This window comes from Salinispora goodfellowii (assembly GCF_059570675.1).
Map to the genome: position 1 here is coordinate 17,768 of NZ_JCANTD010000007.1, position 22,109 is coordinate 39,876.

Annotated in this window: 20 protein-coding genes, 1 tRNA gene and 3 pseudogenes; 8 read left to right on the plus strand and 16 right to left on the minus strand. The window is 68.4% G+C overall.

Annotation, left to right across the window (positions count from 1 at the left end; translation table 11 throughout):
• Nucleotides 1-13: 13 nt before the first annotated feature.
• From T398_RS09960 to T398_RS09970, 3 genes are read right to left on the minus strand one after another with little or no spacing between them, the layout of a single operon-like run.
• A complete protein-coding gene (locus T398_RS09960) occupies nucleotides 14-781 on the minus strand; it encodes a LamB/YcsF family protein (RefSeq protein WP_496446064.1) in 768 nt (255 codons plus the stop codon).
• On the minus strand, nucleotides 756-1,676 hold the full coding sequence (locus tag T398_RS09965; protein WP_496446065.1) for a 5-oxoprolinase subunit C family protein: 921 nt from the start codon (nucleotides 1,674-1,676) through the stop codon (nucleotides 756-758). Before T398_RS09965 ends, T398_RS09960 begins: the two co-directional genes overlap by 26 nt.
• Entirely contained in the window at nucleotides 1,673-2,326 is a 654-nt protein-coding gene (locus tag T398_RS09970; RefSeq protein ID WP_496446067.1) for a 5-oxoprolinase subunit B family protein, read from the minus strand. The genes T398_RS09965 and T398_RS09970 overlap by 4 nt, the downstream gene beginning before the upstream one ends.
• Nucleotides 2,327-2,500: 174 nt before the next feature.
• On the opposite strand from T398_RS09970, the gene trhA reads away from it, so the two are divergent.
• Entirely contained in the window at nucleotides 2,501-3,178 is a 678-nt protein-coding gene (gene trhA, locus T398_RS09975; protein WP_496446069.1) for a PAQR family membrane homeostasis protein TrhA, read from the plus strand.
• 29 nt (nucleotides 3,179-3,207) lie between these two features.
• Here the strand turns inward: trhA and T398_RS09980 are convergent.
• Nucleotides 3,208-3,798, minus strand: a pseudogene (locus T398_RS09980) (IS1634 family transposase); the annotation flags it as partial.
• A 1-nt stretch (nucleotide 3,799) separates the two neighbouring features.
• Here T398_RS09980 and T398_RS09985 point away from each other — a divergent pair.
• Together T398_RS09985 and T398_RS09990 are read left to right on the plus strand one after the other, a co-directional pair.
• Nucleotides 3,800-4,650, plus strand: a pseudogene (locus tag T398_RS09985) (transposase); the annotation flags it as partial.
• Nucleotides 4,651-6,064: 1,414 nt separating this feature from the next.
• Nucleotides 6,065-6,601 (plus strand): SixA phosphatase family protein, encoded by a 537-nt coding sequence (locus tag T398_RS09990; RefSeq protein WP_496446071.1) that lies wholly within the window; start codon nucleotides 6,065-6,067, stop codon nucleotides 6,599-6,601.
• A gap of 72 nt (nucleotides 6,602-6,673) precedes the next feature.
• Here T398_RS09990 and T398_RS09995 read toward each other — a convergent pair whose 3' ends face one another.
• The 4 genes from T398_RS09995 to T398_RS10010 all read right to left on the minus strand — a co-directional run bounded on the left by T398_RS09995 (nucleotide 6,674) and on the right by T398_RS10010 (nucleotide 11,013).
• Nucleotides 6,674-6,943: a DUF6458 family protein gene (locus T398_RS09995; protein ID WP_018217865.1), complete on the minus strand. Its 270-nt coding sequence runs from the start codon at nucleotides 6,941-6,943 to the stop codon at nucleotides 6,674-6,676.
• Between the two features lie 249 nt (nucleotides 6,944-7,192).
• Nucleotides 7,193-9,046: an acyl-CoA dehydrogenase gene (locus tag T398_RS10000; RefSeq protein ID WP_496446073.1), complete on the minus strand. Its 1,854-nt coding sequence runs from the start codon at nucleotides 9,044-9,046 to the stop codon at nucleotides 7,193-7,195.
• Nucleotides 9,047-9,128: 82 nt separating this feature from the next.
• A complete protein-coding gene (locus T398_RS10005; protein WP_496446075.1) occupies nucleotides 9,129-10,256 on the minus strand; it encodes a PP2C family protein-serine/threonine phosphatase in 1,128 nt (375 codons plus the stop codon).
• Nucleotides 10,257-10,356: 100 nt separating this feature from the next.
• The gene (locus T398_RS10010) at nucleotides 10,357-11,013 is read right to left on the minus strand and encodes a septal ring lytic transglycosylase RlpA family protein (protein WP_496446076.1); all 657 of its coding nucleotides are present in this window, start codon (nucleotides 11,011-11,013) and stop codon (nucleotides 10,357-10,359) included.
• A gap of 174 nt (nucleotides 11,014-11,187) precedes the next feature.
• Here T398_RS10010 and T398_RS10015 point away from each other — a divergent pair, with 174 nt between their 5' ends.
• Nucleotides 11,188-11,739: a phosphoribosyltransferase family protein gene (locus T398_RS10015; protein ID WP_496446078.1), complete on the plus strand. Its 552-nt coding sequence runs from the start codon at nucleotides 11,188-11,190 to the stop codon at nucleotides 11,737-11,739.
• A 47-nt stretch (nucleotides 11,740-11,786) separates the two neighbouring features.
• Here T398_RS10015 and T398_RS10020 read toward each other — a convergent pair whose 3' ends face one another.
• The 3 genes from T398_RS10020 to T398_RS10030 form a co-directional block, all read right to left on the minus strand.
• Nucleotides 11,787-12,677 (minus strand): LLM class flavin-dependent oxidoreductase, encoded by an 891-nt coding sequence (locus T398_RS10020; RefSeq protein ID WP_496446079.1) that lies wholly within the window; start codon nucleotides 12,675-12,677, stop codon nucleotides 11,787-11,789.
• A gap of 111 nt (nucleotides 12,678-12,788) precedes the next feature.
• Nucleotides 12,789-13,268 carry a GNAT family N-acetyltransferase gene (locus tag T398_RS10025; protein WP_496446080.1) on the minus strand — a complete coding sequence of 160 codons (480 nt, stop codon included), beginning with the start codon at nucleotides 13,266-13,268 and terminating at the stop codon, nucleotides 12,789-12,791.
• A 66-nt stretch (nucleotides 13,269-13,334) separates the two neighbouring features.
• Entirely contained in the window at nucleotides 13,335-13,745 is a 411-nt protein-coding gene (locus tag T398_RS10030) for a VOC family protein (protein ID WP_496446082.1), read from the minus strand.
• A 212-nt stretch (nucleotides 13,746-13,957) separates the two neighbouring features.
• Between T398_RS10030 and T398_RS10035 the strand changes: the two genes are divergently transcribed.
• Both T398_RS10035 and T398_RS10040 read left to right on the plus strand, forming a co-directional pair.
• The gene (locus T398_RS10035) at nucleotides 13,958-14,821 is read left to right on the plus strand and encodes an alpha/beta fold hydrolase (RefSeq protein ID WP_496446083.1); all 864 of its coding nucleotides are present in this window, start codon (nucleotides 13,958-13,960) and stop codon (nucleotides 14,819-14,821) included.
• A 281-nt stretch (nucleotides 14,822-15,102) separates the two neighbouring features.
• On the plus strand, nucleotides 15,103-15,492 hold the full coding sequence (locus T398_RS10040; RefSeq protein ID WP_496446351.1) for a hypothetical protein: 390 nt from the start codon (nucleotides 15,103-15,105) through the stop codon (nucleotides 15,490-15,492).
• Between the two features lie 62 nt (nucleotides 15,493-15,554).
• Here T398_RS10040 and T398_RS10045 read toward each other — a convergent pair.
• Both T398_RS10045 and T398_RS10050 read right to left on the minus strand, forming a co-directional pair.
• A pseudogene (locus T398_RS10045) lies at nucleotides 15,555-15,665 on the minus strand (alpha/beta hydrolase); the annotation flags it as partial.
• Between the two features lie 89 nt (nucleotides 15,666-15,754).
• A tRNA-Gly gene (locus tag T398_RS10050) sits at nucleotides 15,755-15,828 on the minus strand.
• Nucleotides 15,829-16,119: 291 nt separating this feature from the next.
• On the opposite strand from T398_RS10050, the gene T398_RS10055 reads away from it, so the two are divergent.
• Entirely contained in the window at nucleotides 16,120-17,115 is a 996-nt protein-coding gene (locus T398_RS10055; protein ID WP_496446085.1) for a zinc metalloprotease, read from the plus strand.
• Nucleotides 17,116-17,186: 71 nt separating this feature from the next.
• On the opposite strand, the gene T398_RS10060 is transcribed toward T398_RS10055, so the two are convergent.
• Nucleotides 17,187-17,723: a pyridoxamine 5'-phosphate oxidase family protein gene (locus T398_RS10060; RefSeq protein WP_496446086.1), complete on the minus strand. Its 537-nt coding sequence runs from the start codon at nucleotides 17,721-17,723 to the stop codon at nucleotides 17,187-17,189.
• A gap of 77 nt (nucleotides 17,724-17,800) precedes the next feature.
• Between T398_RS10060 and dcd the strand changes: the two genes are divergently transcribed.
• Nucleotides 17,801-18,379: a dCTP deaminase gene (gene dcd, locus T398_RS10065; RefSeq protein WP_018728083.1), complete on the plus strand. Its 579-nt coding sequence runs from the start codon at nucleotides 17,801-17,803 to the stop codon at nucleotides 18,377-18,379.
• 144 nt (nucleotides 18,380-18,523) lie between these two features.
• Here dcd and T398_RS10070 read toward each other — a convergent pair whose 3' ends face one another.
• Both T398_RS10070 and T398_RS10075 read right to left on the minus strand, forming a co-directional pair.
• Complete coding sequence (locus T398_RS10070; RefSeq protein WP_496446087.1) at nucleotides 18,524-19,540, minus strand: C40 family peptidase; 1,017 nt, start codon at nucleotides 19,538-19,540, stop codon at nucleotides 18,524-18,526.
• A 358-nt stretch (nucleotides 19,541-19,898) separates the two neighbouring features.
• Entirely contained in the window at nucleotides 19,899-22,094 is a 2,196-nt protein-coding gene (locus T398_RS10075) for a (Fe-S)-binding protein (protein ID WP_496446089.1), read from the minus strand.
• Nucleotides 22,095-22,109 lie beyond the last annotated feature (15 nt).

The window sequence follows — 22,109 nt, forward strand, 5'->3', positions numbered from 1 at the left end:
TCCCGCTACCCTGCTACGCCCGCCCCGCCCCTCCCGTGAACGGGGCGAGCGGGACCCCCGCGTCCACCAACACGGCGCGAATCAGCTCGGCACAGCGCACCGCACCAGGGGTGTCGCCGTGCAGGCAGATCGACTGGACCGGGCAGGGAATCACGGTGCCGTCGACCGCCACCACCGCCTGCTCGGTCGCCATCCGGAGAGCCTGCTGGGCCATCTGCTCCGCGTCGGTGACCAGCGCGTCCGGGGCGCCCCGGGGCACCAGCCTGCCGTTGGGCTGGTAGCCCCGGTCGGCGAAGCCCTCGCTGACCGCCCGCAGCCCGGCCCCGTTCGCGAGCTGGGCGAACACCGAGCCGGATGGGCAGAGCACGGAAAGTTGGTCGTCGTACTCGGCGACCGCGGCGACCACCGCCGCCGCCTGCGATTCGTCGTGGGTGACGGCGTGGTAGAGCGCGCCGTGCGGCTTGAGGTAGCGGACCCGCGTCCCGGCGACCCGGCAGAAGCCGTCGAGCGCACCGAGCTGGTAGATGACCTCGTCGCGCAGCTCGGCGAACTCGTACGCGATGTGCCGGCGGCCGAAGCCGACCAGGTCCCGGTAGCTGACCTGGGCGCCCACCATGACTCCCCGCTCGGCGGCCGCGGCGCAGACCCGGCGCATGGTGACGGCGTCGCCCGCGTGGAACCCGCAGGCGACGTTGGCGGAGGTGACCAGGTCCAGCAGCGCGGCATCGTCGCCGAGCCGCCAGACGCCGAGGCCCTCACCGAGATCCGCGTTGAGGTCCATAGAACCTCACCGTAGTCCCTGGCCGGGCCTGCGCGAGCGGAGTCACGTCAACCACCACCCCGACCACCGGGTATCCCCCGGTGGTCGGATGGTCGGCGAGGAAGACCAGGGGTTGACCGTCCGCCGGCACCTGCACCGCCCCGAGTACGAGACCCTCGCTGGGCAGTTCCCCCGACACCGCGCGGGGCAGCGGCGCCCCGGACAGGCGAGCGCCGACGCGGTTGCTGACCGGGGTCAGGGTGTACGCCGTACCGAACAACCGGTCGAGTGCGGGTGCGGTGAACCAGTCGGCGCGTGGACCGAGGCACAGCTCCAGCCGCACCTGCTCCGGTGCCGGCACGGTCGGGGTGACATCCACCGGGGCGGGCGGCCCGGCCGGCGCGCCCACGGGGAGCCGGTCGCCGTCGTGCAGCGGGGACGGGCCGAGCCCGGAGAGGGTGTCCGTGGCCCGGCTGCCGAGCACCGGTTCGACGGCGATCCCGCCAGCGACGGCGAGCCAGGACCGCAGCCCGGTGCGGGGCGGGCCGACCCGCACCGTCGCACCCGCCGGGACGGCGAGCGGCCGCCCCACGTCGCCGGGACGCGCACCGACGTGGACGGGGGCGTCCGCCCCGGTGACCGTGACCGTGGTGGCGCGACGAAACCGCAGCTCACACCCGGTCAGGGTGATCTCCAGACCGGCGGCGCTCTCCGGGTTGCCGACCAGCCGGTTGGCCAGCCGGAGCGCGCCCGGGTCGAGGGCGCCGGAGCGCGATACGCCGAGGTGTGCCCAGCCGGGCCGGCCGAGATCCTGCACGGTGGTGAGAATGCCGGCCCGCAGCACCTCGACCACGCCGCCGCTGCCGGCTACGGGCACGTTGGGTGGCTTCGGCCCGGCGGGCCGGGTGCCGGTCATGCCGGGACCAACCGCACCCGGGTGCCGGGCGTGAGCCGGGCCGGCGGGTCGGCGTGCACGTCGAACAGGGGCAGGTCGGTGTGGCCGACGAGCAGCCAGCCGCCGGGCGAGGCGGTCGGATAGATCCCGGCGTACGGACCGGCCAGCGCCACGGAGCCGGCCGGGACCCGGGGGCGGGGGGTCGGCAGCCGGGGCATGGCCAACCCGACCGGCAACCCGGTCAGGTACGCGAAGCCGGGCGCGAAACCGCAGAAGGCCACCCGGAACTCGGTGTCGATGAGCCGGCGTACGACGGTCGGCACGGCGACGTCCCAGTAGCCGGCGACGGTCGGCAGGTCCGCCCCGTTGTAGCGCACCGGAACCTCGACAACGCCGGTGCCTCCACTGCCGGTGCCCGGGTCGGCGGTGCCGACGCTCGTGCCGGTGGCAGCGATGCTGGGGGGCGGGTCCCAGGTGCCGAGAAGCGCGGCGGTGTGGGCCGGGTCGGTGAGGCCGTCGAGCAGCACGGTGCGGGCCGCCGGGATGATCTCGATCGCGTCCAGGTCGCCCCGTTCCCGGCGGCGCCACAGCTCGGCTCGCCACGCCTCCACCTGGTCGGCGTCGGAACAGTCGAGCAGCAGGGCGTGCGCCCCGACCGGCCGGATCCGCATCCCGCCATCTTTCCGGACCGCGCCGGGTTCCGGAACGAGCCGGTGCCGGGCGGCCCGCTGGCGCAGCCGACCCGGGCGGCCCGCTGGCGCAGCCGGACGCCCACCCGCTCGGCCACCGGTTTCGTGACCATCGGCACTACCACCAGGTAACCTACGGCGTCGTAACCTGTTGGCGTGACCTCCTCCGCACCAACCCGCCTCAAGCCGACCGACCTCGGCAAGCCTCGGATGCGCGGCTGGCTGCACGCGTACGCGTTCTTCGTCGCCATCGTCTGCGGGATCGTCCTCTGCTCCATCGCCGCGGCCCGGTCCGGCTGGTCGCCGCTGGTCAGCACCCTGATCTACAGCCTGACCGTCTGCGGGCTCTTCGGCACCAGCGGGCTCTACCACCGGCGGGTGTGGTCCGAGCGCGGCTTTCAGGTCATGCGGCGGATGGACCATTCGATGATCTTTATCTTCATCGCTGGTACGTACACGCCGCTCTGCGTCCTGCTGCTGGAGCCCCGACCGGCGACGATCATGCTCACGTTGGTGTGGGGTGGCGCATTCGGGGGCGTGGCCCTCAAGCTCAGCTGGCCGCACGCCCCGCGCTGGGTATCCGCACCGCTCTACCTGGCGCTCGGCTGGGTCGCGGTGGCGATGCTGCCGGACATCCTCCACGCGGGCGGGGTGACCGCCCTGGTTCTGCTGATCGTTGGCGGTGCGATCTACAGCATCGGCGCGGTGAGCTACGCCCTGCGCCGGCCCAACCCGTGGCCCACGGTCTTCGGCCACCACGAGTTCTTCCACGCCTGCACCCTGGTCGCCGCGACCTGTCACCACATCGCGATCTACTTCGCCCTCTTCGCCTAAACAGGTCCTGGGACTCCGGCCCGGTTGCGGATGGATAGGCCGGTGCGGGTTTGGACCTCGCGGGAGACGGCGAGGGCGGCGAACACGATGGTCAGGTGCGCCTCGATGGCGTCTTGCGTGCGGTGGAACATGGGCCGGGCGGCCAGGTCGGACTTGCTCATCCGAAACGACGCCTCGACCTGCCAGAGGTCGTGGTAGGCGCTGATGACCTCGTCTGCGGGCATGGCGGTGCCGGCGATGTTGGTGACGTAGCCCTTCAGGCCCACCAGTCGGCGGGCGCGGTCCAGCGATGCTTGATCGAGGGTCTGTGCCCCGTTGTTGGTCTTGACGGACCTCGGAGTCCGGGCCGTTTTCTGCCCGTTGACGACGGCGCGGGCTCGTTGCTCCTGCGCGGCGAGGGTGCGCCGGTCGCGCACGGCCCGTTTGTGGGAGTAGGCCCAGACCGCGCGCCACGAGCCGGGATGGGTGTGCGGGTTCCCGCCGCAGTCGACCAGCAGCCCGACCACGATCTGCGGGTCGACCCGGCGTTCCTTGGAGTAGCCGACCCTGCGCAGGTCATCCTCCTTCTCCGCCTCGAAGTACAGGGTCGTGACGTCGTAGAGACACAAGGTGATGTCCCCGCTGGCCGCGGGGCACTGGGAGCCTGGTGACCCGGCGGTCTGGGTGGTGATGGATGCCGGCTACGACGCCGCCCGGCTGGCCTGGCTGCTACGTGACCTGCCGGTACGCGTGCTGGCCCGGATGCGATCCGACCGGGTGCTACGCCGCCGGCCAGCTGGGGCGCCCCGGACGTGACCACCGCGACCGAGACCCGCCTCTACGGCACCGCGACCGCCCGCGCCTGGCACCGGGGCTAACCCGCCGCGCCGCCTGGGCAGACTGCCCCGACCTGCCCATTCCCGAAGGCACCGTCGTCCGTCTCGACGTGCAGCGACTGCCCTCCGGCAGGACCGCGAAACCAGTCTGGCTGTGGTGGTTCACCGGCCTCGCCCACCAACCCAGCGACAACCCCGACCCGGCCATCATCGACCTGCTGTGGTAGGCGTTCCTGCGCCGTTTCGACATCGAGCACACCTTCCGGCTACTCAAGCAGACCCTCGGCTGGACCGTGCCGAAACTACGCGACCCACACGCCGCCGACCGCTGACCTGGCTGATCATCGCCGCCACACCCAACTACGACTGACCCGACCCCTCGCCGCAGACCTACGCCACCCGTGGGAACGACCAGCCCCACCCCACCGGCTCACCCCAGCCCGCGTCCGCCGCGGATTTCGGCACCTACGCGCCAACAGCCCCTGTCCCGCCAGTGCACCGAAACCCACCCGACCAGGACCCGGCCGCCCACCAGGACGACCCAACCGCCACCCCACCCGCCGCCACGACGTCCACATCGTCACCAGCAGCGCGACCGGGAGGACAACATCTCCCAAGAAGAAATCGATCAATCCCCGGCCACGCCGCACAGGTTAAAGATCAAGGTAAGGCGTGAAAACGATCCGCCCCGAGCGCATCGCCGCAGTTCACAGCCGCACCGCCCTCAAGATCCGCAAACCGTGAGCCAACTCAGGTTCCACCGCCAGAGAGCCATCCAACCCTTTGACGACACCATGAGACCGGACAACGAAACTATGACAGACAGTGTGAGAAATTTCACACGCGGTTGCCCCAAATAAGGGATAGTTATAGTATTCAATATAGAAGTCAGATTGACTTCTATATATAAGTAGGGAGTGAAATACATTGACATGCTACGCATTAAAGGAGGAGTCATGCTAGGCAAAGTGATCGCATCCGTGGCAGTGATGTTGGCCGCCACTCTGTCACCTGCTAGCGCCCATGCCAGCAATCCGACTCCAACAACAGCGAACACTGCCACGACAACGTCGACCAATAGCATAAACGGCACCAGATGCAACTACAAAGGTGGGTTCACACTCTGCATAGATCGGGATGGGAGCGATATAAAAGTCCGACCGACTATGGGCTCGCGCTCGGAGATTGGAGATATACCCGAGTTCGAACTTGCTTCAAAACTTGAGCTACAAATAATTGAAACACGCCCCTCTCCCGTCGGGCCAATTACCTCCACCTACACTCAGTACAAGGTACCTTTCTGGCTTGACCACTCCTACCCCGAGGCCGAATGGCTCTGCCGCGAAGACGCCATCGCAGTTTATGCCAAAGTTCGAATCGAAGTCTTGTTCACAAAATGGCAGGACGTCGTAACCATGGATGCTGATTGCTAACTCCACGCGGTAACGGCTCAGGGGCCGCCACCGATTAAAATTTCACCGGCAACCAAAGAGGAACGCTGCACCCTCAGCGAAAACCTGACATAGGGAACCCCGGTGTGCACGGGCTCACGAGCGCGAATCGCCAGTGTACACCGGGGTGACCGTAGCGACGCTAGAATGTCCACTTCCGGCGAGTTGCAGCAACTCTCGCTTGGCAGGATTATTGCAACCCCGTGGCGCCCAAGTGCGGATGAGGGACTACCACCAATTTGCCGGATCAGCAGATGCCGTGGTTCACGCCGACGTTGCCCGGTGCCGCTTCCTGCCAACCAGCACCTACTGCATCCGGGCGGGGAGGTGTAAGAAAAAATCATCGCCCCTCCCGCCGCAGGAACGCCCCACTCTCACCAGCCACGACGGCCTGCTCACACCCGGCCAGCAACTCCAGCTTCTGCCCCGCAGTGAACGACCGGCGGAACGCGGGCCATCCGCACGCGGGCCCTTCCTAAGACTGACCCCATCCTGGGCCGTCACGACGTCAACAACAGTATTCAACGACTCTCGATCCTGAACTCGCCCCGTCCGGCGGACTTGCAATGAACCGCTGGCTCAACTCACCCTGACAGACAGGGATCGGGCAAGCTGGGGGCATGACGGACACGCAGGCCCAGAACCGCACGCTGGTGTTGCTTCGGCACGCGAAGGCGGAGCCGCCCGGCGACCAGCCGGACGTGGACCGGCCGCTGACGGCGCGGGGGCGAGCGGACGCGGCGGCGGCCGGCGCGTGGCTGGCCCACCACGGGCTCCTCCCGGACGTGGTGATCTGCTCCTCGGCCCGCCGCACCCGGGAAACCTGGCACGGCGTGGCGATGGGGATGACCGGGGCACCACCGGAGGACGGCTCCGCCGGCCCGGCTCCCGACGTGCACTACGCCGACGACGCGTACGAGGCGCATCCGGCGGATCTGCTGGCCCTGGTGCGGCGGGTCGAACCGACCGCCCGGACGGTGTTACTGATCGCCCACAACCCCGGCGTGTCGCAGCTGTCGATCCTGCTCGACTCCGAGCAGGCGGACCGGGACCCGCAACGGACCAGCCAGGCCGTGGTGCACCGCACCACGGCGGAGTGGGCCGGCCTCGGCCGCCGGGACACCGTCATCACCGCCGAGCACACCGCCCGCGGCTGAGCCGCTCACCCGGGCCGGGCCGCTCACCCGGGCCGGGCCGCCACCAAAGTCGCGACGGCTCACCTGAGCCGCTCAGGACGGCGGCGCTGTCGGCGGCGGCGGGTCCGGCGGCGGTGGCATCATCGCGGTCGGATGCGACAGCCGGTTCTCCTCCACGATCAGCGTCCGGGCCCGCTTGCGCCGGTCCTGCCAGAACCACACCGTGGTGAGGAGGACGGCCAGCCCGGCCAGGATGAAGACCCAGCCGACCGCACGCAGGTCAACCCACCAGACGTTGGCCCGGACCGCGAAGGTGAGGATCGCCCCGAGGGCGATCAGGAAAATACCGCTACCAATGCCCATGTGCGCTGCACTCCCCCGTGCGATGGCTCTGGGCGTTCTCTGCCTGACCTGATGCCGGTTACCCGCCGCCGCCGCACCGCAACCCCGTCCGGGCCGGCAACCCCGCCCCCGGGCCCGCAAACCCCCCGTCCCGGGCGGGGTTGCGGTGCGGCGCGAGCGTCGGAGCCAACGCGACGGCCGGCGGGTCACCCCGCCGGCCGTCGCTGCTGCCGGGTCTGCCCCGGATCAGGCCCTACCCGTCGAAACGGATCAGAACGCCTCCTCCGGGAGGTCCATGACGCTCAGGTCAACGTTCTCGATGATGCGCCGATCGGCACCGATGCGCGGTAGCACCTCACGGGCGAAGAACCGGGCGGCGGCCACCTTGCCGGTGTAGAAATCCCGATCGGTGCCGGGGTCACCGGCGAGCGCCGTCAGCGCCACGTCGGCCTGCCGCTGGAGCAACCAGCCCACCACCACGTCACCGATGGCGAGCAGGAACCGACGGCTGCCCAGGCCGACCTTGTAGAGCGCCCGGGTCTCGCCGCCCTGCGCCTCACCCAGCCAGCCGGTCAGCGTGCCGAGGATGCTCTGGATCTCGCCGAGGGCGCGGCCGAGCGCCTGCCGCTCCTCCTTGAGCTGCCCGTTGCCGCCTTCGGCAGCGATGAACTCCTGGATCTCGCCGGCGACCGCCATCAGGGCCTTGCCGTTGTCCCGGACGACCTTGCGGAAGATCAGGTCGAGGCTCTGGATCGCCGTGGTGCCCTCGTACAGGGTGTCGATCTTGGCGTCCCGGACGTACTGCTCCAGCGGGTAGTCCTGGAGGAAGCCGGAACCACCGAAGGTCTGGAGGGACTCGTGGCCGAGCAGCTCGTACGCCCGCTCCGAGCCGACCCCCTTGACCAGCGGCAGCAGCAGGTCGTTGACCCGCTTGGCGAGCTGGACGGTCTTCTCGTCGCCGGCCGCCTCGGCGATGGCGACCTTGTCCTGCCAGCCGGCCGTGTAGCAGACCAGGGCCCGCAGCCCCTCGGCGTACGACTTCTGGAGCAGCAGCGAACGGCGTACGTCCGGGTGGTTTGTGATCGTGACCCGGGGGGCGCTCTTGTCGGTCATCTGGGTCAGGTCGGCGCCCTGCACCCGGTTTTTGGCGTACTCGAGTGCGTTCAGGTAGCCGGTGGAGAGGGTGGCGATCGCCTTCGTACCGACCATCATCCGGGCGTACTCGATGATCATGAACATCTGCCGGATGCCGTCGTGCTTCTCACCCAGCAGCCAGCCCTGGGCCGGCACGCCGTGCTCGCCGAAGGTCAGCTCGCAGGTGTTCGAGACCTTCAGGCCCATCTTGTGCTCGACGTTGGTGGCGAAGACGCCGTTGCGCTCGCCCAGCTCGCCGGTCTCCTCGTTGAAGTGGTACTTCGGCACCACGAAGAGGGAGAGGCCCTTGGTGCCCGGACCACCCACGCCCTCGACCCCGACCGGCCGGGCCAGCACATAGTGGACGATGTTGTCGCTGAGGTCGTGCTCGCCGGAGGTGATGAAGCGCTTGACGCCCTCGATGTGCCACGAGCCGTCCGGCTGCGGGATGGCCCGGGCGCGGCCGGCGCCGACATCCGAGCCGGCGTCCGCCTCGGTCAGCACCATCGTGGAGCCCCAACCCTGGTCGATGAAGAGCTTCGACCACTTCCGCTGCTGCTCGGTGCCCTCAACGTGCAGGACGTGCGCGAACGAGGGGCCGGAGGCGTACATCCAGACCGCGGCGTTGGAGCCCAGCACCAGCTCGGCCAGCGACCACCAGAGGGCGCGGGGTGCGTTGCTACCGCCGAGTTCCTCGGGCAGGTCCAGCCGCCAGAACTCGGCGTCGATGAACCGGCGGTACGACTTCTTGAACGACTCCGACAGCGGCGCGGTGTGCGTCGCCGGATCGAAGACCGGCGGGTTGCGGTCGCTGTCTGTATAGCTGGCTGCCAGGTCTTCCCGGGCTAGGCGGTCGACCTCGGCGAGGAAGCTCCGGGCGGTGTCGACATCCAGCTCCGTGTAGGGAGCCTGGCTGAACGCCCGGTCTGCCCCGAACACCTCGAACAGGTTGAACTCAAGGTCCCGAAGGTTGCTCTTGTAGTGGGTCATGGTCGCTGGCCCCGCTTCCGGACGCGTGTTACCGATCAGTAACCCTGACTGTATTACTCGCGGGTAAGCAACGACAAGCCCTTTACCCCTCCGCCGTGCCAACCTCCCAACTCGGCACGGCGGCCGAACCACCTAGCCGAGTACCGGTGTACTCCATCAGGACCAGCGCGATGTCATCGTCGAGCCGGTCATACACCCACTCGACCAGCGCTGCCTCCAGAGAGGCCAGCCCGTCGGCGACGGTGCCATGCCCGAGCAACCGCCAGGCCCGATCGGCGGTCGGGAAGAACTCGCCGCCCCGCCGAGCCTCGCCGAGCCCGTCGGTGAACAACAGCAGCCGGTCGCCCGGCTCCAACCGCTCCACCCGGGCTCGCACCGCCGGCATGAACCCCAACGGCGGCGCCGGCGCCGGCGGCTCCAACGCGATCACCGCCCCCCGACGCAACAACAGCGGCGCCGGATGTCCACAGTTAACAATAGTCAGGGTGCCGCCCCGCTCCTCGACCAGGGCCGCGGTCACGAAGTCCTCGTCCCCTCCGCTTCGGGCCACCGCCCGGTCCAGGTCCGCGACGACCGCCCGCAGGTCCGCCCGCTCGTACGCCACATGCCGGTAAGAGCCCAGCACGATGCTGGCCAACCGGACCGCGTCCAAGCCCTTGCCCCGAACATCCCCGATGATCATGCGTACGCCATACGGCGTGTCCAGGGCCTCATACAGGTCGCCGCCGATCTCCGCGGTGGCCGTTGAGGAGATGTACCGGGCGGCTACGGCCAACGGGCCGACCTGTGGACCGAGCGGACGGAGTACCGCCTGCTGGGCAACCGTGGCAAGCCTCGACAACTCCTCGATCCGCTCGGCCTGCCGCTGCCGGATCGACGCCATGGTGGCCGCCAACGCGGCACCCAGGGAGATGCCGGCCACCGCGACCGCGGCCGGCAGTGACCCGGCCCCCTCGGCCAACGCGAAGCCAACGCCGAGGAAGACGGCTACGGCCCCCACCCCCAGCACCACCTGCCAGGAGGCCAGGACTGCGGCCAGGAACGGGGCAGCGGTCAACAAAGCGATGTAGTTGGCCCCGCGGCCGTCGGCGCTCTCCAGTGCCGAGACGATTGCGAGCAGGGCAAAGGCCGCGCCGAGGCCGGCACGGGATCCGGGGCCCAGTGGGCCACGGCCCAGCTGGGAAAGCTGTGTACGTACGAGGGACAGCATGCCTGATGGACCGTGGCCGTTGAATGAACCTGACCTGACATCCGAGGCGGTTCTGGCTGGGCGGGTCACCCCGGGACGCCGTTCACGGTTGCCGGCGGGCTCAGCCCAACACCTCGTACCGAACCTCGACGTGCCCCGCGCTCAGTGGGGCGATCACCGCAAAGGCCGCCTCGGACAGGTCAATGCAGCGCCCCGTGACGAACGGACCCCGGTCGTTGATCCGCACGGTCACCGACGTACTGGTGACCGGGTTAGTGACCCGCACCATCGTGTCAAACGGCAGGGTCTTGTGGGCGGCGGTCATCGCCGAGGGATCAAAGGCTTCCCCGCTCGCCGTCAGCTGCCCCTCGGAGTAGTAGGAGGCGCCGCAGGACCCGGTCTCCACCACGGTCGGGCCGGTGTTGGTTGGCGCCGGGGTGGCGCTGGCTGACGTCGTCGCCGTCGACTGCGGCGTGCTGGATCTCGGCTTGCTCCGCGACGGCGCCTCGCTCTTCCGGGTGGGCGTGGGGCTCGCGGCTGGAGTAGACGGGGCGCTGGCGCTCGGCGGGACACTCGGCGAAGCGGAGAGCGGGGCGGGCGTGGCGGCCGCAGAGTCAGCCGTGGTCGGCGCGCCTGCGACGGACCGGTCGGACTCGTTGGCGGAGGTCAGCCGGACGGTGCCCACGGTCCCACCGATCGCGAGCACGACACCGACCGCCGCGGTTGCCGCGACGCCGGCCGGGGAGACCCTTCGGGTACGCGCATGCCTGCCGGCCACCAGCCCGATCCTTTCGCCAACTGAACAAAGCGGGTCGGACCGTAACGAGCGAAGCACATCCGAAGTCAACGTGATCATGGAGGTATTGCCCGATTTATAGTGAAACGAATAGCCGATCATCCGATCGGCAGTGGTCCGCCCAGCCGATCGCCGGCAGTCGACCAGAATGGCGGCATGCACCCCGAGCTGAGTGGACGTCTCGCCGAGCTGATCCGTTGGATCGACCCGGGACCGGGCGCCACCCATCTGGTCAGTGACATCTCCGGCTGGTGGCGGGACCCGATGGTGCTGGCCCGCCTCGGCCCGGCCCTGGTCAACCCCTTCCAGCAGTCCCAGCCGACGGTAGTGATCTCCCCGGCGGTCACCGGCTACCTGCTCGGACCACTCGCCGCGACCGCGCTCGGCATCGGCTTCGTCGCAGCCCACAAGCCCAGCGACGGTCGCCTCCCCCCGGGCACACTCACCTGGGCACAGGGCCCGCCGGACTATCGCGGGCGGCGACTCGACCTCGCCGTACGAGACCGGAACCTGAAAGCCGGAGACCGGGTGCTGGTGGTGGACGACTGGGTCTCCACCGGAGCCCAGGTGCGCGCCCTCTACGACATCTGCGCGGCCCGGGGCGCCACCCCGCTCGGCACCGCCACGGTGGTGGCCGACTGCCCCCCGGAAGTCGCTGCCGAGCTCCGGATCCAGAGCCTGCTCACCGGCGCCGACCTCACCCCCTGAGCCGCAGCCGGGCCAGCATGGTCAGCCGGTCAGCCGGGCCAGCATGGTCAGCTGGTCAGCCGGCGCAGCTCCGGCAGCTGGGAGGCCACCTCCCCCAGGACCGCCTCCTCCCCCGCGTACCAGCTACTGGGCCGAGGCCAGTGGGTGATCACGTCGGTGAAACCGAGTGCCGCGGCCCGCCCCACCTGCTCGGCGAAGAACTCCGCGCTACGGAGCGAGAAGACGGGCGCGGAGTCCACCAACAGGTGCCGGTCGAGGGAACCGGGCTCGCTGCCGACCGACACCAGCGACTTGTCCAGCCGAACGGTCAGATCCGCCACCCCGTCCCACCACGCCTCCAAATCGTCGGTGGTGGGGCCGGTGGTGACCCAGCCCTGGCCGTACCGGACCGCGAGCCGCATCGAACGAGGTCCGTTGGCGGCGACGACGAACGGCACCCGCGGCGTCTGGACGCAGCCCGGGTTGTTCCGCGCGTCCACCGCGGTGAACCAGTCACCCCGCCACGTCGTCCCATCCTCGCGCAACACCAGGTCGAGCAGCTCGACGAACTCGCTGAACCGGTCCACCCGCTGCCGCGGCGGAAGGGTCTCGCCGCCAAACACCGCGGCGTCGAACCCGATGCCGCCCGCGCCCAGACCGAGCAGGGCCCGACCGCCGGACACATCGTCGAGGGCGGTGACCTGGCGGGCGAAGGCGGCCGGATGCCGGAAGTTCGGCGACGCGACCAGGGTGCCCAGCCGGATCTGGCGAGTCACGGCCGCAGCGGCGGTCAGGGTGGTCATCGAGTCGAACCAGGGCCCGTCCACCAAGTCCCGCCAGCCCAGGTGGTCATAGGTCCAGGCGTGGTCGAAACCCCACTCGTCCGCCTGCCGCCAACGCCGCCCCGACTCCGCCCAGCGCTGGTCTGGAAGGATCACAATGCCGATCCGCATGATCACCAGCCTATCCCCTTCCCCCCGACGGCACCCGGTGGCCAGGGAAAAGGCTCGGCTGGTAGGCGAGCGGACTCACCCAACTGTTGATCACCGTATGCAGCGAGGCGCCGCCCGTCAGCGCAGCGGCTTCGCCATCTGCTGAGCGGTCATCTCATACCCGCTCTGCTCGTACAGGGCGATCGCCGGCTTGTTGTGGCCGAAGACATTGAGCCCCAGGCGCAGCGCCCCCGCTTCCCGGGCCAGTTCCTCGGCAGCCGACAGGACGGCAGCGCCGTAGCCCAGCCGGCGGTGGGCGGGATCAACCCTGATATCGAAGATCCAGGCCATCTCGGCCGACTTGCTGCGCGGGTCGTCCAAGCCGAGCCAGAGGACTCCGACCGCCGCACCGCTGCTGTTCTCCGCCACCAACAGCCGATGGCGCTCGGTGGCCAGCCCGTGGGGCAGGTACTGCTCCCGATCCCGAAGCGCCTTCCGCCGGGCCACTTCGGTCGAGACCAACCCGGTCTGGGACTCCACATACTCCCGGAGCTGCTGATCCGAGTAGACGTCGTACTCGTCCTGGCGCATGTCCCGCAGTTTCACGACCTGACCCATGGTCGAAGACTACTCGGAACACGATCCGGGCCGGCCGCAACAGTCGGCTTCGGACACCCAACCCAACTAGCCACCCAGATATAGACAGAAAGGGTGCCCAGCGGGATCGAACAGCACCCGTACCGTCTGTTGTGGCTGGTGGCTGGCGACCGTCGCGCCCAGCTCCACCGCGTGCGCCACCGCCGCATCCAGGTCTGACACCTCAAAATCCAGGTGCAGCATCATCTGCGAAGCGCCCGAGGTGGTCGGCCACGTGGGGCGCTGGTAGCCGGTGGCGGTCTGCACCGCCAGATAAGCCACACCATCCGGCGGGGCGATGCTGACGAAATTCGGCTCCTCTTGGTAGACCTGCCAACCAAGCAGCTCGGTGTAGAACCGGGCGAGCATCGCCGCATCCGGCGCATCCAGCACCACGCCCCAGTAGTCCCGCCGTTCTGCTCTCGGGGTGGCGCTGTCGTCCGTAATTCGTCCACGCATGGATTCATCCTGGCCCGGTGGTCTGACAGAAACGGCCGAACAATCACCGCCACGGGCCAGCGGTCTGCCGACCCTGGCCGACAGGCTTTCACCTCGCCGCACGACTGATCCCGAGGGCACACCTGCGCAGTCGGCGGGGCATCCGGCCGCTAGAAGGGGGTAGGGCACGGGCCGTCGGAAGGAAGGCCGAACCCACTTGGTTTGATAACTCTATGTACGTCACGGCTCCGCACCGCATCGGTGAAGTCCAGCTGGCTGATGGGCGGCTGCTGGGTTGGGCAGAATGGGGACCACCGGACGGGACACCAGTGCTGTTCTCTCCTGGTGCCGCCACCAGCCGTTGGCTCGGGTTCGGCGCCGAAGTCATCGACCGGCTCGGCGTACGACTCGTTTCGGTGGACCGTCCAGGGCTCGGCGCCTCGACGCCGCTGCCCGGTCGAACCTTCGCCGACTTCGTCGCCGACCTCCGACAGTTAACCGCGATGCGCGGATTGGGTCGGCCCGCGATGGTCGGCAACTCGCAGGGCGCGCCGTTCGCGCTGGCCTGCGCGGAGGGAGGTGTCACCGCTGCCCTCGCCATCGTCTCCGGCGCAGACGAGGTGGCCGCGCCGGAGTTCGCCTCCGCACTGCCCGCCGAGCTACGCCAGCTCGTCGACTGGACGGTACGGGACCCAGCTGAAGCTGAGCGCTTCTTCGCCGGATACAGCGCCGACACGCTGCTTGACTTTGTACTCCACGGCAGCCCGGAATGTGACCTCGCGGTGTACCGCGAAGCCGGGTTCGCGGCCGCCTATCGCCGCGCCCTGAACGAGGCGTTCGCGCAGGGGGCAGCTGGGTACGCGCGGGACACGGTGCTGGCGATGAGCCCCTGGCCCATCGACCTCGACAAAATCTCCGCGCCGGCCGACATCTGGTACGGCGAACTGGACCAGAGCCACTCGCCGGACAACGGATCGTTGCTCACCGCCCGGATACCCGGCGCCGAGCATCACCTCGTACCGGCGATCGGCGGAGCGGTGCTGTGGACACATGCCGAGCCGATCCTCAGCACCCTGTTGACCAGGGCCAGCGCCTAGTCGTCGCCGACCAGGTCATGGCGGGGCCACCTATTTCAGCCGACTAGACCCACGGAAGCCCCGGCGGGACAGTGTCCTGAACAGGGCTTTCGCGCGTGGATCGGTGACGGGAATCAAACCGGTCGGGCGGGACGGACCGTCAGGTTGAGGCTGTCGATGTGCCGCTGTCGACCCGTGTTGACCGCTGAAACGGGCACGGATCGGGCACGCTGCCAGATACTTGCGCCATGACCACCTCGACCAGGAGACTCGCGTCACAGCAAGCAACGCGAGGAACCAACATGGGCGAAGACAATGCCGCACCGAGGGATGTCGCCGAGCGTCTGACGACCAGGCGGCGAGGGTTGTTCCGGAAGGTGGTAACCGGCGACACCGTCGGCCTCGATGACCGGGATACGGTCGTACGGTGGCTGCGCGAGCTCCATCAGGAGCGAGACCAGACAGTGATCATCCATCGGTCGTGGGGGTCGGTTTGCGTGGTCGGCGAAGGACGGGCCCCGACCGACATCATGATGACCGAAGACGACGGCCGGATGTGGTATGCGGCCCGCGCGGGAAGCAAGATCCCGCAGCAGCGTCCCCAGCTAACCCCAGCCGAGGTAGAGCACGTCATGCTCGAGGCGCTGACCTCAGATACCCGGCCTCAGTGGCCAGAGTGGCGGGAATTCTGATTGCCCACAGCACAGGAGCGTGACCAGCGCATCGCCGACGGGCTCAGCCTTCACCACCGGTGGTGGTTAGCGCCTTCGATGGTCAGGACCTTCTTGCCTGTCCGTCCTGCAGCGTCAGGAACCCAGGTTCGATCGTTCTCCCCCGCGACGAGCAGGGCCGACGCTGGGTTAACGGCCCACCAATGGCCCATCCTTGTTCCAGCATGGCCCAGAACCACGGAAGCCCTGGCGGGACATCTGTCCTGACCAGGGCTTCCGTGCGTGGAGCGGGTGACGGGAATCGAACCCGCACTGTCAGCTTGGGAAGCTGATGTTCTGCCATTGAACTACACCCGCGGGCGGGACCACTCTACCTCAAGCACCACGCGGCGCACATCCCGGCACCAGCCGACCTGAACAGCCGGCGAGCGACAGCGCCGGAACGGGCTGAACCCACAGCCGCGAACGTCGGCGCCGGCGCAGCGGCCATCCGGACGCGCCCGGCCAGGGGAGATGGAGCGACCTGCCGGCCAAGCCCTTCGGAGCCGCCTCGGCATTTTCAAAGCTGTCGATGTCTTGTAAGGTCTGCCCCACGTTTCCGCCATGGCACGCACACTCCCCCGCTGTGCTGCCAAAAGGAGGTGGCCCATGGGTCTCCGTCCCAACCTACTGTCCCGTCGAAGCGCCGGCATCGCGTCAACGTCGTTCGCGCTGCTCCTCGGCGCCGTCACGGCCGGCTACGTCCCGGCGCACGCGGCACCGCTCGCGAACCACGGCGCGGAACACGCCGCGAGCGAGGAGTGCGAGCCGGTCCACGCCAACGCCAAGGCCCGGCCGGGCAGCATCACCGATCACGACCCGAACCACCTGACCGAAGCCGAGGTGACAGCGCGGGAGAGCGAGCTCGCCGAACTGGTGGATATGCAGGTACGGCGCGAGGGCGCCGCCGCCTTCGCACCCGTGGCGCCCGCGTCGATCGCCATCCCGGTGGTGGTGCACGTCATCCAGGAGAACAGCACCCGGGCCGGCGGCAACATCCCGGACTCCATGATCCACTCCCAGATCGACGTGCTGAACGAGTCGTTCGCCGGGGCGACCGGTGGCGCACCGACAGCCTTCGGCTTCACGCTTCAGTCGATCAACCGGGTTACGAACCCGAGCTGGTACCCGATCAACTATGGCTCATCGTCGGAACGGTCGATGAAGAGGTCGCTGCGCGTCGGTGGCGCGGGAACCCTCAACCTCTACCTCGGTGACCTTTCGAGCGGCCTGCTCGGCTGGGCGACCTTCCCGAAGCGCTCGATAAAAAAGATGGACGGCGTCGTCGTGCTGAATGAGTCGCTGCCGGGCGGCACCGCCACCAACTACAACCTCGGCGACACCGGCACCCACGAGGTTGGCCACTGGCTCAACCTCTACCACACCTTCCAAGGCGGCTGTAGTGGCTCCGGGGACGGGGTCAGCGACACCCCGGCCGAAGCCTCCCCGGCCTACCAGTGCCCAACCGGACGGGACACCTGCTCCTCGGCGGGCGTGGACCCGATCCACAACTTCATGGACTACACGTACGACTCCTGCATGTACGAATTCACTCCGGGCCAGGCCAGCCGCATGCTGACCGCCTGGAATGCGTATCGGGCATAGCCCTCGACCGGTACGGTCTGCTGCCGGCTCCGAACGTTCGGAGCCGGCAGCGGCGCTTGCCCGGCCGACGCTCAGGCCGCCGCGCTGCCCTGATCGACGGTGGGGGCCGGTGAGCCGGCGCGTCGAGGCTGGCCGGGGTGACCCGACGCGGCCTGACCACCCGGCTCCAGCCAAACCTGAACCGCCGGTCTCGCCACGCCGGCGATGTCGTGCTGGGCGATCATCGCGACATCAATGCTGAACTCGAAGAGCCGCCAGTCGATGTCGTAGATGGCGCAGTGCCGGCGGGCCAAACGGGTCACCCGGACCGGATCCGTCACCAGCTGAGCCCGACCCGCGACATATGCCTCGTCGTCGCTCTCCTCTGCGGGAAAAGAGTGCAGCGCGTAACGCCCGTCGCGCTCCAGGTCACGCCGCTTGGGCGAGTCGATCACGAAACAGAAGAGGCCCTCGTCGGCGAGCACCGGGGAGACCGGATGCACCCGAGGACCGCCATCGGCGCGGACCGTGGCCAGGTAGCCCAGGCCCGGCCCGTACTGCTGGAGAAGTCGGCGGACCCCGTCGGCGAGGCAGGGTACGTCGGCGGCGAACTCGGACCAGGAAGCCATACCCGCACCCTATCGAACGTGCGTTCGAATGCCCAGGCGAAATGGGCGCGTGTCGTCCCACTCGCTATGGTGGTCCGATGCTTCTCTCCGATCGTGACCTGGCCTCCGAGATCAAGGCCGGCACGCTGGCGCTGGAGCCGTTCGATCCCGCGCTGGTCCAGCCATCCAGCATCGACGTACGGCTGGACAAGCTCTTCCGGGTGTTCAACAACCACCTGTACACACACATCGACCCGTCCCAGCAGCAGGACGACCTGACCTCGGCGGTCGAGGTACCCGACGGCGAGCCGTTCGTGCTGCACCCCGGCGAGTTCGTGCTGGCCTCCACCCTCGAGGTCATCTCGCTCGGGGACCAGCTCGCCGGCCGGCTGGAGGGCAAGAGCTCACTCGGTCGGCTTGGGCTGCTCACCCACTCGACCGCCGGCTTCATCGACCCGGGCTTCTCCGGCCACGTGACGCTGGAACTCTCCAACGTGGCGAACCTGCCGATCATGCTCTGGCCCGGCATGAAGATCGGTCAGCTCTGCATCTTCCGCCTCTGCTCACCCTCCGAGCACCCGTACGGATCCGCCGTCTACGGGTCCCGTTACCAGGGGCAGCGGGGCCCGACGCCCAGCCGCTCCTGGCAGAGTTGGCGGACCTGGCCGACGCGCTGACGCCGGGCGGTCCAGCGGTTGGCCCGGGCTGAGCCGGCGGCTACCCCACGGGCGAGCCGGCGGCGGCACCGCCGGAACCGACAGCCGCACACGACGAGGCCCCGGACGAGACAGCTCGTCCGGGGCCTCGGTCCAGTCGCCGGCTCAGCCCGGTCGACGGAAGCCGGCGATCGACGGCATGGTGTTGATGCTGGAGACCATGACCGGCTTGCCGGTCCGGGGCGCGTGCACCATCTGGTCGTTGCCCAGATACAGGCCGACATGGTGCAGGTTGCTGGGGCTGGAGAAGAAGACCAGGTCGCCGGGGCGCGCCTCGGACCGTGAAATCGCCTGCCCCTCGTTCCACTGCGCGCCGGTGTAGTGCGTCAGGTAGATACCGGCCGCCTTGTACGCGTACTGCGTCAGCCCGGAGCAGTCGAACGAGTCGGGGCCGGTGGCACCCCAGACGTACGGGTCACCCACCTGAGCGCAGGCGGTCCGGATGGCGGTCCGGGCAGCTTCGCTGACCACACCGTTGATGGTGGGGCACTGCGGGGTCGACACCGTGGTTACTGGGAGTGAGTCCTTGAGGCGCGTGATCTCGGCGTCGATCTGTTTCTTTCTCGCCGCCAGCTCGCTCTCCTGCTTATCCTGCTCCGCAATCAACTCGTCGAGTGAATTCTTCTGACCCTCGTACTCTTTGCGGATCGTCAGCACTTCCTCGAGCTGCCGATTCTCCATAAGGGCAACCCGGTTCAGCAGGGCCAACTCCTCGCTGATTTTATTCGGGTCATCGCTTACCAGCAGCGCGCCGAGTTCCCGCGACGGCCCACTGATGTAGTACTGCGAGGCCAGCCCGCCGATCCGCTTCATCGCGGTCTCGGTCTCCTGCTGGAGCGGAGCGAGCTTCTCCGCGAGTTCCTCCGACTTCTCGCGGTTTATCTTCAGCTCCGCCCGAACCTTGTTGTACTGCGCGATCGTGGGCTCCATCTCACGCCACTGCTCGTCAATCGCGGCCTCGATCTCCTCCACGGACGGCTCGGCGTACGCGGGGACCGCCAGCACACCGAGACTGACCGCAACCGCGGCGACCGCGGCGAGCAAACCGTTAACAGACCGACGCAATCCGCCCGAACGGCGTGACCCTACCCAGTCCTGGCGATGAGGGGGCGTGGTTGCCACCAGCACCGACTCCTTTTGCAACCCAGACCACGGGGCGCCTCGGAACAAGGGGGGGACGAGGCAGACGATCCACCGCAGCGCAGGCACAACAATAGGCAGAGTCTGGCACGGAATCAAGAAAGGCCAACGGCTTTACTTCTGTGTAGTCACTCACCCACAAATAGTGCTGACCCAACTCAAAAAATAGATACTTCCAAAACATTTACATCCACAAACCTGACCCTCTGTAGTCACAACATGGCCGGGCTGATACGAAGTGACCGGTGGCGGCACCCGATGGGGTGCCGCCACCGTCCTGGTCCGGAAGCGGCTCTACCAGGTGCCGGCTCGGCACCTGGTAGAGCCCGTAATGGCTAGATCAGCCCGTGACCTGGGCACTCTTCTGGTCAACCGGCGGCTGCTCCGGGCGCACCGACCGGAGCAGGACGCTCGCCACGTCCACCACCTCGACCTGCTCGCCGGCGCCCTTACCGTTCACACCGTCGTTGAGCATCGTCGAGCAGAACGGGCAGCCGACCGCAACCGTCGCGGCACCGGTCGACATGGCCTCCTCAACCCGATCCACGTTGATCCGCTTGCCGATCTTCTCCTCCATCCACATGCGGGCGCCGCCGGCACCGCAGCAGAAGGAGCGTTCGCTGTTTCGCGGCATCTCGGTGAGCTCGCCCTGGATCGCCGTTCCGAGCACCGCACGCGGCGGAGCGAAGACCCGGTTGTGCCGGCCCAGGTAGCAGGGGTCGTGGTAGGTGACGCCGCCATCGATCGCCTGCACCGGCGTCAGCGCACCGGTGGCCACCAGGTGGGCCAGCAGCTGGGTGTGGTGCACCACCTCGAACTCACCACCGAGCTGCCCGTACTCGTTGCCCAGGGTGTTGAAGCAGTGCGGACAGGTAGCGACGATCTTGCGCCGGCTCTGCTCCCGGCCGTCGAACGCCTCGTTCAGAGTCTCGACGTTCTGCTGGGCGAGCATCTGGAAGACGAACTCGTTGCCGATCCGACGGGCCGGGTCCCCGGAACAGGTCTCCCCCTCGCCCAGGATGGCGAAGGAGACGCCGGCCTCGTGCAGCAGTGTGGCGACCGCCCGGGTGGTCTTCTTGGCCCGGTCCTCGAAGGCTCCGGCGCAGCCAACCCAGAACAGGTACTCGAAGTCGTCAACCTCGCCGACCCGCGGCACCTCGAAGTCGAGACCCTTGGTCCAGTCCTCCCGGGTGTTCTGCGGGGCACCCCACGGGTTGCCCTTGTTCTCCAGGTTGCGCAGCATCACCCCGGCCTCCGAGGGGAAGCTGGACTCGATGAGCATCTGGTAGCGACGCATGTCGACGATGTGGTCGACATGCTCGATGTCGACCGGGCACTGCTCGACGCAGGCCCCGCAGGTGGTACAGGACCAGAGCACATCCGGATCGATGACACCGGACTCCTCGGCCCCGCCGATCAGCGGCTTCTCCGCCTCGGCGAGCGCCAGCGCGTCAACGTGCGCGAGCTGCCCGTCGGTGGCCTTCTCCGCACCGGTCAGATCCTTGCCACCGCCAGCCAGCAGGTACGGGGCCTTCGCGTAGGCGTGATCGCGGAGGCTGAGCACCAACAACTTCGGCGACAGCGGCTTACCGGTGTTCCACGCCGGGCACTGGGACTGGCAGCGGCCGCACTCGGTGCAGGTACTGAAGTCCAGCAGCCCCTTCCAGGTGAACTGCTCGACCTGGGCGACTCCGAACTGGTCCTTCTCCGGGTCCGCCTCCTCGAAGTCGAGGAGCTCACCGTTACTGGTCATCGGCCGCAGCGCACCGAGCCCGGACCCCGACCGACCCGGGTTGCGCTTGAAGAAGATGTTGGGGAAGGCCAGGAAGCGGTGCCAGGCGACCCCCATGGTCACGTTCAGCGAAATCACGATCAGCCAGGTCATCGAGATCGCGATCTTGATGACGGCGGCGACGCTGACCCCGGCCTCCCAGTTCGGTAGCAGGCCGCCGACCGCGTGGCTGAGCGGCGCCGCCCAGACCGGGTACTCGAAGTGATCAGTGGCGACCTTGAAACCCCGGATGAGGAAACCCATCACCAGGACGCCGAGGATGACGGCCTCGACGAAGTAGCCCTGCCACATCGTTGAGCCCGTGAACCGGGACTTTCCACCGGGCCGGGTCGGTCGGTTACGCAGCCGGATCGCGATCAACACCAGGATGCTGACGATCCCGAAGATGCCGAGCCACTCGGTGACGAGACCGTAGACCGCCCAGTTCCCGACCAGCGGGAGCCCGCCGGTGGGAGAGACGACCTCGAAGTACGCCTCCAGCACCAGCAGCGACAGCACGATGAACCCGACCATCACGAACCAGTGCGCGGCCCCCACCAGGCTCCAGCGAAGCATCCGGGTGTGCCCCGCGGTCTCCGCCAGCATCGTCCGCGTCCGCGTGGCCCAGTCGGTGAAGCGGGCCGGATCCGGCTGGCCCAGCCGGATCACCGCCACCATCTTCCTGACTGCCCGCACGGCGAGCCACACCGCCACCGCGGTGATGGCGGCCGCGACGATCGTGGTGGCGATCTGGACGCTGCCCATCGAGTCGGCCCTCCC

Coding starts and splice junctions, on each gene's coding strand:
- T398_RS09960 (WP_496446064.1), bottom strand. CDS start 781: ATGGACCTCAACGCGGATCTCGGTGAGGGCCTCGGCGTCTGGCGGCTC.
- T398_RS09965 (WP_496446065.1), bottom strand. CDS start 1,676: ATGACCGGCACCCGGCCCGCCGGGCCGAAGCCACCCAACGTGCCCGTA.
- T398_RS09970 (WP_496446067.1), bottom strand. CDS start 2,326: ATGCGGATCCGGCCGGTCGGGGCGCACGCCCTGCTGCTCGACTGTTCC.
- T398_RS09990 (WP_496446071.1), top strand. CDS start 6,065: ATGACGGACACGCAGGCCCAGAACCGCACGCTGGTGTTGCTTCGGCAC.
- T398_RS09995 (WP_018217865.1), bottom strand. CDS start 6,943: ATGGGCATTGGTAGCGGTATTTTCCTGATCGCCCTCGGGGCGATCCTC.
- T398_RS10000 (WP_496446073.1), bottom strand. CDS start 9,046: ATGACCCACTACAAGAGCAACCTTCGGGACCTTGAGTTCAACCTGTTC.
- T398_RS10005 (WP_496446075.1), bottom strand. CDS start 10,256: ATGCTGTCCCTCGTACGTACACAGCTTTCCCAGCTGGGCCGTGGCCCA.
- T398_RS10015 (WP_496446078.1), top strand. CDS start 11,188: ATGCACCCCGAGCTGAGTGGACGTCTCGCCGAGCTGATCCGTTGGATC.
- T398_RS10025 (WP_496446080.1), bottom strand. CDS start 13,268: ATGGGTCAGGTCGTGAAACTGCGGGACATGCGCCAGGACGAGTACGAC.
- T398_RS10030 (WP_496446082.1), bottom strand. CDS start 13,745: ATGCGTGGACGAATTACGGACGACAGCGCCACCCCGAGAGCAGAACGG.
- T398_RS10035 (WP_496446083.1), top strand. CDS start 13,958: ATGTACGTCACGGCTCCGCACCGCATCGGTGAAGTCCAGCTGGCTGAT.
- T398_RS10040 (WP_496446351.1), top strand. CDS start 15,103: ATGGGCGAAGACAATGCCGCACCGAGGGATGTCGCCGAGCGTCTGACG.
- T398_RS10055 (WP_496446085.1), top strand. CDS start 16,120: ATGGGTCTCCGTCCCAACCTACTGTCCCGTCGAAGCGCCGGCATCGCG.
- T398_RS10060 (WP_496446086.1), bottom strand. CDS start 17,723: ATGGCTTCCTGGTCCGAGTTCGCCGCCGACGTACCCTGCCTCGCCGAC.
- dcd (WP_018728083.1), top strand. CDS start 17,801: ATGCTTCTCTCCGATCGTGACCTGGCCTCCGAGATCAAGGCCGGCACG.
- T398_RS10075 (WP_496446089.1), bottom strand. CDS start 22,094: ATGGGCAGCGTCCAGATCGCCACCACGATCGTCGCGGCCGCCATCACC.